Origin of the sequence: Citrobacter sp. wls718, assembly GCF_005280945.1 — a bacterium.
GTDB lineage: Bacteria > Pseudomonadota > Gammaproteobacteria > Enterobacterales > Enterobacteriaceae > Citrobacter > Citrobacter gillenii.
The window spans coordinates 57,013-68,524 of the sequence record NZ_SZWV01000037.1; the positions used below are offsets into that span (position 1 = coordinate 57,013).

The following is an 11,512-nucleotide window of genomic DNA, read 5'->3' on the forward strand; positions in this document are numbered from 1 at the left end:
ACTAAACAGCGAGTAGAAAATAGCGGAGATGGCAATCAGACCCATAATCACAACGAAGACGTTGCTGATATGGCCGCTGTACTTACGCATGGCCGGGACTTTCTGAATCGCATACATCGGCATCAGGAACAGAATCATCGCGATGATTGGGCCACCCAGGGTTTCAATCATACCGAGGATGCTTGGGTTCAGTGTTGCCACGATCCAGGTGGTAACCAGCATGAACAGTGCAGTGAGTTTGTTCAGCTTGTTGACTTCGATGGATTTGCCTTTACCACGCAGGTGCTTAATCACCATACCGTTGAAGCCTTCACGTGCGCCCAGGTAGTGGCCGAGGAAGGATTTGGTGATAGCGATCATCGCGATAATCGGTGCCATCCAGGCAATGATCGGTGCGTTAAAGTGGTTCGCCAGGTAAGACAGGATGGAGATGTTCTGCTCTTTTGCCGCAGCCAGATCCGCCGGGGTCAGGCTAAACACGCAGCTGAAGACGAAGAACATAACGGTCAGCACCATCATGATGTGAGCGAATGCCAGAATCTTGGAGCATTTCTTCTCTGCTTCATCACCGTACTCTTCACGCTTCGCAACGGCGAAGGAGGAGATGATCGGTGAGTGGTTGAAGGAGAATACCATTACCGGAATTGCCAGCCACAGGGTCAACAACAGGCCATTGCCAGTGGTTGCTGCGGAGTCAAAGGACAGGGTTTCCAGAACCGCACCGCTCCACTGAGGGATCAGGTACAGCGCCAGCAGCATCAGCGCTGCAACGAACGGGAATACCAGGATGCTCATCGCCTTCACGATCATCTGCTCACCGAAGCGCACGATGGTCATCATACCGATAATCAGGATCAGCGACAGGATGGCACGCGGCGGAGGCGTAATTGCCAACTGGTGGGTCAGGAAGCTCTCGACGGTATTGGTAATCGCTACGCTATAAACCAACAGAATTGGGTAGATAGCGAAGAAATAGAGCAGCGTAATCAGTTTACCTGCGCCAACACCAAAGTGTTCTTCTACCACTTCGGTGATGTCTTCACCCGGATTTTTACCGGATAACACGAAACGGGTCAGACCACGGTGTGCAAAGTAGGTCATTGGGAAGGCAAGAATAGCCATGATGATCAGCGGGATCAGACCGCCAACACCGGCGTTAATTGGCAGGAACAAGACACCCGCGCCAATTGCCGTACCGTAAAGGCCCAGCATCCACATGGTGTCAGTCTTGCGCCATGCGCTGCGGGTCTGGCCCGTAACGATAGTGCTGGTTTGCGTGTTTTCCATCTATTTCTCCTGGAGGAAGCTTAAAAAGTCAGGTTTGGGTTCAATCCACTGAAAAAAGACCCGACTGTAAAACGAATTCCGATTAGCGATTTTTTATATAATTTTTCGCCGTAATAATTTTCGGGCGGAAAGATACATTTAAGTTATGAATGTATCAGTGATCGGGATCCCAAATGCAATAATCCACTTTTTATGTGGATAAATTTGGACCATTAATCTATTAAAAAATAACCAAAGCGGATTTACGGGCGCGAAGGCTAGCATTAACGACATATGACGTGAAAGAGAACGCGAGAAGATACGAGTGTTGCGCTGTAAAAACTGTCATTTTCAGTGGATTCTTGCAACTAATGATAATTTATGACAATAAGTCACGGTCGAATTTGAAAGGTAAACGTTTGCGTATTGAGGGTTTTTTGACGAAACATTATTGATGTTTATGTTAGGAGTTGAGCTATGTGACTGGTATCACTAAAAAAGCCGGCTGGCTGCGAGGCCAAAACCGGCTTGGATATGGACAAATCTGTCATCGTGGTAGCCGCAGCTACCGGGCGTTAAACATCAGGCGCAGATTTCGTAGCAAGGAATGTAGGCCGAACCCGGCAACTTCATGCGGTGCTGTGCGACAAAGCCCTGCAGCAGGTCATCCATACGGCGCATCATCTCTCGGTCACCGTGGATCTTGTACGGTCCAAACTCTTCAATAGCGTGAATACCTACTTCCTTGACGTTACCCGCGACGATGCCGGAGAACGCGCGACGCAGGTCTGCAGCCAGTACTTCAACTGGTTGATCGGGGTACAGCTTCAGGTTCGCCATATTTTCATGGGACGGTTCAAATGGCATCTGCAAATCAGGTGAAATGCGAATCGACCAGTTAAAGCTGTAGGCATCACCGGTGTCGCGGCGATTCTCTTTCACCAGCGGCATCGCTTTTTTCATCAGGCGAGCGACTTCTGAAGCATCGTCAATGATAATGCGGTAGTGGCGACGTGCGTCTTCACCCAGCGTGTGTACGATAAATTCATCCAGCACGCGGAAGTAGTCCGCACTCTCTTTTGGCCCCGTCAAGATCAGTGGCAGAACCTGATCTTTGTTCGCCGGGTTCATCAATATACCTAACAGGTACAGCAGCTCTTCCGCCGTTCCTACGCCGCCAGGGAAAATGATAATGCCGTGGGCAATACGGACAAATGCTTCCAGACGTTTTTCAATGTCCGGCATGATGATCAGTTCGTTGACCAGCGGGTTAGGCGGTTCGGCGGCAATGATTGACGGTTCAGTCATGCCGATAAAACGGCTGTCTTTGTAACGCTGCTGGGCGTGGCCCACCGCCGCGCCTTTCATGGGGGCTTCCATCGCACCAGGACCGCAGCCGGTACAGATGTTCAGCTCACGCAGGCCCAACTGGGTACCGACGCGACGAGCATACAGGTACTCATTTTCGTTGATGGAGTGACCGCCCCAGCAGACAACCATGTTCGGTGCTTCATCGACGTGCAGTGCCCGGGCGTTACGCAAGATGGAGAAGACGAGGTTGGTAATGTGAACCGAGCTTTCGAGATCCAGACGTTGAAAACGACCAGCGTTATGGATCTGGCCGTTAACGAAAAGAATGTCGCGCAGGACGGCAAACAGGTTGGCCTGCAGCGCACGAATAATGCGTCCATCAACAAACGCGTCTTCAGGCGGGTTAATCAGTTCCAGTTTAACGCCACGTTCACGGCGCAGCACGTTAATGTCGAAACTTTCAAAACGAGACAGCAGCTCTTTGCTGTTGTCGGTCAAACTGCCGGAGTTCAGGACGGCAAGCGAACAGTTACGAAACAGTTGATACAGGTCGCTGCTGGCCGTGCGTTTAAGCATATCGACTTCCAGCTGCGACAACATGTCCATTGAGCCAAGCGGGCTAATATGTGTAATCAAGTAAACTCCTTATGGGACGCAACACGTCATTCCCTGTTGATTACAATAGCTCTGGCTTATGACCTTTCACAACCTTGCGCGCGGAATCCGGCACGCAAAATTGAGAAATAAAGTTACTGACGCACCAGTCTGCCGATGGCAGGGACAAAATCGGTGTTGGTTCGCCATGGATTAATGTCCAGACCGCCGCGTCGCGTGTAGCGGGCGTAGACGCTCAGCTTTTCCGGCTGGCAGAAGCGCAGAATGTCATTGAAAATGCGCTCCACGCACTGTTCATGGAATTCATTATGATGGCGGAAGGACACCAGATAACGCAGCAGCTGCTCCCTGTCGATTTTTCGTCCACGATACTGAATTTGTATAGAACCCCAGTCGGGCTGGTGGGTGATCAAACAGTTAGATTTCAGCAGATGGCTGACTAGCGTTTCTTCCACTGCTTTCTTGCCGCTTGTGGCGTTCTCCAGATAATCTGTGGTGAACTGGTAGTTATCGATGACAATATCCTGGTCATCGATGCAGGTGCCATTGAAATGAGCAATCGGCTGCCCTTCCAGCTCGTCGATACGGTACAGCGCCACGTGAACATCGCCTTCGGCGCAGGCGCGCAAATCGTGTTCCAGCGTTTGGCGAACGGCATCCCATGAATCAAAGCGGGTCTGGTTAAAACTGTTCAGATACAGCTTAAAGCTTTTTGATTCAATCAGATTCACGCTGGTGTAGTCTAATTCGACATGTCCGACGGCAACCTGCGGTAAGCCATTGGCATTTAGCCATGACAGTTCATACAGCGTCCAGATATCGGCGCCATGAAAAGGAAGATTATTGGCCTTTAAATCCAGCGGGTCGCGGTTCAGGCTACGCGGAACGCCCTGCAACAAACTGGCATCGTAATTGTCCCGGTAATCTGTTGATTTACCGAGGGTCAGGCCGTCAAGCGCCTGATGGTTTTCATAAGAAGACATGTTTCACCGTCATAAACCAGATACACTATGCGTCAAGTGTATCCTGGCTTTTGTGAAGAGAGAAATCAGTGGACGAATTGACTGCGCAGGCGTTAACGGCCTTTACGACACGCTATTGCGATGCATGGCATGAGAAAAATAACAGCTGGCCTCTCAGCGAAGAATTATATGGCGTACCTTCCCCATGCATTATTTCCACGACCAGCGATGCCGTGTACTGGCAGCCTCAGCCGTTTGTGGGCGAAACGAACGTAAACGCGGTTGAACGCGCCTTTGATATTGTGGTACAACCCGCCGTTCACGCTTTTTATACCACCCAATTTGCCGGGGACATGCACGCGCAGTTTGCCGATGAAAAGCTCACGCTGCTGCAAACCTGGAGCGAAGATGACTTCAGGCGCGTTCAGGAAAACCTGATTGGCCATTTGGTCACGCAAAAGCGGCTCAAGCTCTCGCCGACGCTGTTTATTGCGACACAGGAAAATGAACTGGATGTCATTTCGGTGTGTAACCTGTCCGGGGAAGTGTGCAAAGAAACGCTGGGGACTCGCAAACGAACGGTGCTGGCGGCCTCTCTTGCGGATTTCCTGACTCAACTTAAGCCAGTTCTGTAATCCATTTTGCCCGCATGCGTGTGAGAGATCTCTTACAAACCCTGTAGGAGATCGCCAGGTAATAAGTGAAAGCTTAATGCAGGGCCTTCATAGTAAATGTATGTAATTCAGTTAGTTGATGTTTTATTCTCTGCTTTCATATGAAAAAAACCTTAAAGGAATGTCTGTAAGTATCTTGTAAGACAAAGCGAAACAGGCGATTCTATCTACGTCGACAAGGAGTCGCACAACGAAGTGAACATCAGGATGATGACACTTCTGCAGGACACACCAGGATGGTGTTACAAGGATAGGCTTCAGGACGAAGCAAAGAGGAAAACGCTGGATGCGTTAAAGGACACCTCCAGGAAGGAGAATGAGAGCCGGGCAGGATGGTCGGCGGGTCAGGATGGCCAGGGACACTTCAGGATGAAGTTTTCACATCGGGGTGATGTGAGCAGGATGCAAACGTTCAGGATGAACAGGTCGCAAGACCACAGGAAAAGTTGTCATGGATGAGCAGGGAGCACTAAAAGTAGCTGGAATGCTGCGAAACGAACCGGGAGCACTGTTTTTACAGTGCTCCCTTTTTTTATTTCCGGCCCACAAATGCTATTCTTCGCGCCACATTTTTCATCAATGAGGTTAATTTCATGACGACTCATGACCGTGTGCGCCAGCAACTCCACGCGCTTGAAGCGCTGTTGCGTGAGCATAATCACTGGCGAATGGATGAGCCTGAGGCGCATTTATTTACCAGCACGCAGCCTTTTTGTATGGATACCATGGAGCCGGTTGAATGGCTGCAATGGGTATTGATTCCCCGCATGCATGCTCTGCTTGATAACGCGCAGCCGCTTCCAGAGGCGTTTGCCATCGCTCCGTATTACGAAATGGCGCTGACCGCCGACCATCCACAGCGTGAAGTGCTTCTCGTTGCATTACAGGAGCTGGATGCACTGTTTACCAGCGATAAATCCTGATGCTTGAGATCCTCTATCAGGACGAATGGCTGGTTGCTGTTAACAAACCTTCTGGTTGGCTGGTTCACCGCAGCTGGCTCGACCGCGATGAGAAAGTGGTCGTGATGCAAACGGTGCGTGACCAGATTGGTCAGCATGTTTTTACCGTGCATCGCCTCGACCGACCGACATCCGGCGTGCTGCTGATGGGATTGTCCAGCGAAGCCGGGCGTTTGCTGTCGCAGCAGTTTGAACAGCATCAAATTCAAAAGCGTTATCATGCGATTGTGCGTGGCTGGTTAATGGATGACGCGGTGCTGGATTACCCGCTGGTGGAAGAGTTGGATAAAATTGCCGACAAATTTTCCCGTGAAGATAAAGATCCGCAACCGGCGGTCACCCACTATCGCGGACTGGCAACGGTAGAAATGCCGGTGGCCACCGGGCGTTATCCAACGACTCGCTACGGACTGGTAGAGCTTGAGCCTAAAACCGGTCGTAAACACCAGCTCCGGCGGCATCTGTCCCATTTACGCCATCCTATTATTGGCGACAGTAAGCACGGTGATTTGCGGCAAAACCGCAGTGCGGCGGAGCATTTCGGTTGCCAGCGCTTAATGTTGCATGCCAGCCAGCTTACGCTTACCCATCCGTTCACTGGCGAGCCGTTGGTGATTCGCGCGGGTCTGGATGACGTCTGGATGCAGGCGCTATCGCAGTTTGGCTGGCGTGGACTTCTCCCTGAGAATGAAAGGGTTGAGTTCAGCGAGCGGTCAGGTCAGGATGAGCAAATAGATTCTTAAGTCCCTGGAGAAAAAGGTTATGGCGGAAATTGGTATTTTTGTCGGCACGATGTACGGAAACTCGCTGTTGGTAGCCGAAGAGGCTGAAGCTATCCTTACCGGACAGGGCCATAAGGCTACGGTGTTCGAGGATCCAGAGCTGGCTGACTGGCAGGCGTATCAAGACAAATACGTCCTGGTGGTGACCTCAACGACCGGGCAGGGCGATCTTCCGGACAGCATTGTGCCACTGTTTCAGGGGATCAAAGATAATCTTGGTTTTCAGCCAAATCTGCATTATGGCGTGATCGCACTCGGCGACAGCAGCTACGTTAACTTCTGCAACGGCGGAAAACAGTTCGACGCGTTGTTGCAGGAACAAAGCGCGCAGCGCGTGGGTGAGATGTTGTTGATTGATGCCAGCGAGCACCCTGAGCCGGAAAGTGAATCCAATCCCTGGGTAGAACATTGGGGAACTCTCCTGTCTTGAGGCTTCCCCCCCCTACCGGGAGGGTGTCCTGCTTGTGCCAGCAAGCAAAAAGAACGACCTGGTCATATCCTAATAGAACTGAATCGTGTTAGCTTCGGGCAAGTGCCTGTAAAAACCTTCATTTGAAAGTGGTTTTACAGGCGTTTTCATAGGGTCAAGCGACCCGTTTCACACTCCTTTCTTTTCCGTCCTGACATTTCCCTATTCAACCCTCTGGTTTTCATTTCCGTGAAGTTGCTTCCAGTCACCAGGGCTTTTGCCACAAACAGGCTTGGTGTGTGGACGAAATACTGTGTTGTTGCACGGTGAGTGTTTCCTGCCTGCTTTTTATACTCCTCATGCCAGTTATAAGAAAATGCAGCATGCAAGGCGAACAACCTCCAAAAAAGCTGCCTATACACCAAACGTTACCTCTGACCCCTACCGGTTTTGCAATTCAGAGTGAGCGAATAAAAACGCGAAAATTCAGGAGTGCAACAATGAGTTCATTAAGTCAGGCGGCGAGCGGCGCGGAAAAGCGCACTAATGCTCGCTACTGGATAGTGGTGATGCTGTTTATCGTCACATCCTTCAACTATGGCGACCGCGCCACCTTATCCATTGCCGGTTCGGAGATGGCCAAAGATATTGGCCTCGATGCTGTCGGTATGGGTTACGTTTTCTCTGCATTCTCATGGGCCTATGTTATCGGCCAGATCCCCGGCGGCTGGTTGCTCGACCGCTTTGGTTCTAAACGTGTCTACTTCTGGTCCATCTTTATTTGGTCCCTGTTTACCCTGCTACAAGGCTTCGTCGATATCTTCAGCGGCTTTGGCATTATCATCGCGCTGTTTACGTTGCGATTCCTTGTCGGTTTAGCCGAAGCGCCTTCCTTCCCCGGCAATAGTCGCATTGTGGCGGCGTGGTTCCCGGCGCAGGAGAGGGGCACGGCGGTGTCGATTTTTAACTCCGCACAGTACTTTGCCACCGTTATCTTCGCGCCGATCATGGGTTGGCTGACTCACGAAGTGGGCTGGTCGCACGTGTTCTTCTTTATGGGCGGCCTCGGGATCGTTATCAGCTTCGTCTGGCTGAAAGTAATTCACGAACCTAACCAGCACCCGGGCGTGAACCAAAAAGAGCTGGATTACATCGCCGCTGGTGGCGCGCTGATCAACATGGATCAGGCGGCAGCGAAAACGAAAGTCCCGTTCAGCGTGAAGTGGGGACAAATTAAGCAGTTGATTGGTTCGCGCATGATGGTGGGGATCTACATCGGCCAGTATTGCATTAACGCGCTGACCTACTTCTTTATCACCTGGTTTCCGGTTTACCTGGTGCAGGCGCGCGGCATGTCGATTCTGAAGGCCGGTTTTGTGGCGTCGGTTCCGGCTATCTGCGGCTTTGTGGGCGGCGTGCTCGGCGGGATTATTTCCGACTGGCTGATGCGTCGTACCGGATCGCTGAATATTGCGCGTAAAACGCCGATCGTGATGGGTATGCTGTTGTCGATGGTGATGGTGTTCTGTAACTACGTCGACGTTGAATGGATGATTATTGGCTTTATGGCGCTGGCCTTCTTCGGGAAAGGCATTGGTGCGCTCGGCTGGGCAGTGATGGCAGATACTGCGCCGAAAGAGATCAGCGGCTTGAGCGGCGGTCTGTTCAATATGTTCGGCAATATTTCCGGTATCGTCACGCCGATTGCGATTGGCTACATCGTGGGCACCACCGGTTCGTTTAACGGTGCGTTGATTTACGTTGGGGTGCATGCGCTGATTGCGGTGCTGAGCTATCTGGTGCTGGTGGGCGATATTAAGCGTATCGAACTGAAACCTGTGGCAGGGCAATGACGATGACAACACAATCGAGTCCCGTTATCACCGACATGAAGGTTATTCCGGTAGCCGGTCATGACAGCATACTGCTCAACATCGGCGGTGCACATAACGCGTATTTTACCCGCAATATCGTGGTACTGACCGACAACGCCGGGAATACCGGCGTCGGTGAAGCGCCGGGCGGTGAAGTGATTTATCAGACGCTCCTTGACGCCATCCCGATGGTATTAGGCCAGGAAGTCGCCCGTCTGAACAAAGTGGTGCAGCAGGTGCATAAAGGCAACCAGGCCGCTGACTTTGACACCTTCGGTAAAGGCGCCTGGACCTTTGAGCTGCGGGTTAATGCGGTAGCTGCGCTGGAAGCAGCGCTGCTCGACCTGCTGGGCAAAGCGCTCAACGTGCCGGTCTGTGAACTGTTAGGGCCGGGCAAGCAGCGCGATGCGGTAACCGTGCTGGGCTATCTGTTCTACGTAGGCGATCGCACGAAGACAGATTTGCCGTATCTGGAGACGACACCGGGCAACCATGACTGGTATCACCTGCGTCATCAGCAAGCGATGAACAGCGAGGCGGTCGTGCGCCTGGCGGAGGCCTCGCAGGACCGCTACGGTTTTAAAGATTTCAAACTCAAGGGCGGCGTGCTACCCGGTGAGCAGGAAATTGAGACCGCCCGTGCGCTGAAAAAACGTTTCCCGGATGCACGTATTACGGTCGACCCTAACGGCGCCTGGCTGCTGGATGAAGCTATCTCATTGTGCAAAGGGCTGAACGATGTGCTGACCTACGCTGAAGATCCGTGCGGTGCCGAACAAGGGTTCTCGGGTCGCGAAGTGATGGCAGAATTCCGCCGCGCGACTGGTCTACCTGTGGCGACCAACATGATCGCCACTAACTGGCGCGAAATGGGCCACGCGGTGATGCTGAACTCCGTCGATATTCCGCTGGCCGATCCGCACTTCTGGACGCTTTCTGGTGCGGTGCGCGTGGCACAGTTGTGCGATGACTGGGGGCTGACCTGGGGCTGTCACTCGAACAACCACTTCGATATTTCGCTGGCGATGTTTACCCACGTGGGCGCTGCTGCGCCCGGCAAGCCGACGGCGATTGATACCCACTGGATCTGGCAGGAGGGCGATTGCCGCCTGACCAAAAATCCGCTGGAGATTAAGCACGGAAAAATTGCGGTTCCGGACGCCCCAGGGCTGGGCGTGGAGCTGGACTGGGAACAGGTTAACAAGGCCCATGAAGCCTACAAGAGACTGCCCGGCGGCGCGCGTAATGATGCGGGTCCGATGCAGTACCTGATCCCTGGATGGACCTTCGACCGTAAACGCCCCGTTTTCGGCCGCCACTAGATTTTGAATAAGGACTTTATTATGAGCACACAATTTACGACCCCCGTTGTTACCGCCATGCAGGTGGTCCCGGTTGCGGGCCACGACAGTATGCTGATGAACCTGAGCGGCGCACATGCCCCGTTCTTCACACGTAATATTGTGATTATCAAAGATAACTCTGGTCATACTGGTGTCGGCGAAATCCCTGGTGGCGAGAAAATCCGCCAGACCCTGGAAGATGCGATTCCGCTGGTAGTGGGTAAAACGCTCGGCGAATATAAAAACGTGCTGAACGCGGTACGTAACCAGTTTGCCGATCGCGATGCTGGCGGGCGCGGTTTGCAGACCTTCGATCTGCGTACCACTATTCATGTGGTTACCGGTATTGAAGCGGCAATGCTTGATCTGCTGGGCCAGCATCTGGGCGTCAACGTCGCGTCTCTGCTGGGTGATGGACAGCAACGTAGCGAAGTCGAAATGCTCGGCTATTTGTTCTTCGTCGGCAACCGTAAAGCGACGCCGCTGCCGTATCAGAGCCAGCCAGATGAAAAATGTGACTGGTATCGCCTGCGTCATGAAGAAGCAATGACCCCGGATGCGGTGGTGCGTCTTGCGGAGGCAGCGTATGAGAAATATGGTTTCAACGACTTTAAACTGAAAGGCGGTGTGCTGGCAGGGGAAGAAGAGGCGGAATCGATTGTGGCGCTGGCGAAACGCTTCCCACAGGCACGAGTGACGCTGGATCCTAACGGTGCGTGGTCGCTCAATGAAGCCATTAGCATCGGTAAATATCTGAAAGGCTCTCTGGCCTATGCAGAAGATCCGTGCGGTGCCGAACAGGGCTTCTCAGGGCGTGAAGTGATGGCGGAATTCCGTCGCGCGACCGGGCTGCCGACGGCCACCAACATGATTGCTACTGACTGGCGTCAGATGGGACATACGCTGTCGCTGCAATCCGTTGATATCCCGCTGGCGGACCCGCATTTCTGGACCATGCAGGGTTCGGTGCGTGTGGCGCAGATGTGCCATGAGTTCGGTCTGACCTGGGGCTCACACTCCAACAACCACTTTGATATCTCGCTGGCAATGTTCACTCATGTGGCGGCAGCGGCACCGGGCAAGGTCACCGCCATCGATACCCACTGGATCTGGCAGGAAGGCAATCAGCGCCTGACCAAGGAGCCGTTTGAAATCAAAGGCGGCATGGTACAGGTTCCGGCAAAACCGGGTCTGGGCGTAGAGATCGATATGGATCAGGTAATGAAAGCCCACGAACTGTATCAGCAACACGGCTTGGGTGCGCGTGATGATGCCATGGGAATGCAATACCTGATCCCGAACTGGACGTTTGAT

10 protein-coding genes are annotated in these 11,512 nt (G+C 52.6%); 7 read left to right on the forward strand and 3 right to left on the reverse strand.

Translation table 11 applies throughout. From position 1 onward, the window contains the following. The 3 genes from FDW95_RS07120 to queF all read right to left on the reverse strand — a co-directional run. The coding region (locus FDW95_RS07120) for an HAAAP family serine/threonine permease (RefSeq protein ID WP_096755890.1) at positions 1–1,287 on the reverse strand (1,287 nt) is incomplete at its 3' end. A gap of 561 nt (positions 1,288–1,848) precedes the next feature. Continuing rightward, the gene (gene ppnN / locus FDW95_RS07125) at positions 1,849–3,213 is read right to left on the reverse strand and encodes a nucleotide 5'-monophosphate nucleosidase PpnN (RefSeq protein WP_096755891.1); all 1,365 of its coding nucleotides are present in this window, start codon (positions 3,211–3,213) and stop codon (positions 1,849–1,851) included. A 113-nt stretch (positions 3,214–3,326) separates the two neighbouring features. Next, on the reverse strand, positions 3,327–4,175 hold the full coding sequence (gene queF, locus FDW95_RS07130; protein WP_137363457.1) for an NADPH-dependent 7-cyano-7-deazaguanine reductase QueF: 849 nt from the start codon (positions 4,173–4,175) through the stop codon (positions 3,327–3,329). 68 nt (positions 4,176–4,243) lie between these two features. On the opposite strand from queF, the gene syd reads away from it, so the two are divergent. From syd to gudD, 7 genes are all read left to right on the forward strand, one after another. After that, a complete protein-coding gene (gene syd / locus FDW95_RS07135; RefSeq protein WP_115257591.1) occupies positions 4,244–4,789 on the forward strand; it encodes a SecY-interacting protein in 546 nt (181 codons plus the stop codon). Between the two features lie 632 nt (positions 4,790–5,421). Beyond that, positions 5,422–5,751, forward strand: a complete 330-nt coding sequence (locus FDW95_RS07145) for a YqcC family protein (protein WP_096759337.1) — start codon at positions 5,422–5,424, stop codon at positions 5,749–5,751. After that, the gene (gene truC / locus FDW95_RS07150) at positions 5,751–6,533 is read left to right on the forward strand and encodes a tRNA pseudouridine(65) synthase TruC (RefSeq protein ID WP_096755894.1); all 783 of its coding nucleotides are present in this window, start codon (positions 5,751–5,753) and stop codon (positions 6,531–6,533) included. Before FDW95_RS07145 ends, truC begins: the two co-directional genes overlap by 1 nt. 19 nt (positions 6,534–6,552) lie before the next feature. Continuing rightward, positions 6,553–7,002 (forward strand): flavodoxin, encoded by a 450-nt coding sequence (locus tag FDW95_RS07155; RefSeq protein ID WP_096755895.1) that lies wholly within the window; start codon positions 6,553–6,555, stop codon positions 7,000–7,002. Between the two features lie 479 nt (positions 7,003–7,481). Further along, a complete protein-coding gene (gene gudP / locus FDW95_RS07160; RefSeq protein ID WP_096755896.1) occupies positions 7,482–8,834 on the forward strand; it encodes a galactarate/glucarate/glycerate transporter GudP in 1,353 nt (450 codons plus the stop codon). Positions 8,835–8,836: 2 nt separating this feature from the next. Then, positions 8,837–10,177 carry an enolase C-terminal domain-like protein gene (locus FDW95_RS07165; protein WP_115257593.1) on the forward strand — a complete coding sequence of 447 codons (1,341 nt, stop codon included), beginning with the start codon at positions 8,837–8,839 and terminating at the stop codon, positions 10,175–10,177. A gap of 21 nt (positions 10,178–10,198) precedes the next feature. Further along, positions 10,199–11,512 (forward strand): glucarate dehydratase (gene gudD / locus FDW95_RS07170; protein ID WP_137363460.1); only part of this gene is annotated, 1,314 nt, incomplete at its 3' end.

Excerpts from the sequence above, each read along its gene's own strand:
- queF (WP_137363457.1), bottom strand. The coding sequence starts at position 4,175 with ATGTCTTCTTATGAAAACCATCAGGCGCTTGACGGCCTGACCCTCGGT.
- FDW95_RS07145 (WP_096759337.1), top strand. The coding sequence starts at position 5,422 with ATGACGACTCATGACCGTGTGCGCCAGCAACTCCACGCGCTTGAAGCG.
- truC (WP_096755894.1), top strand. The coding sequence starts at position 5,751 with ATGCTTGAGATCCTCTATCAGGACGAATGGCTGGTTGCTGTTAACAAA.
- FDW95_RS07155 (WP_096755895.1), top strand. The coding sequence starts at position 6,553 with ATGGCGGAAATTGGTATTTTTGTCGGCACGATGTACGGAAACTCGCTG.
- gudP (WP_096755896.1), top strand. The coding sequence starts at position 7,482 with ATGAGTTCATTAAGTCAGGCGGCGAGCGGCGCGGAAAAGCGCACTAAT.
- FDW95_RS07165 (WP_115257593.1), top strand. The coding sequence starts at position 8,837 with ATGACAACACAATCGAGTCCCGTTATCACCGACATGAAGGTTATTCCG.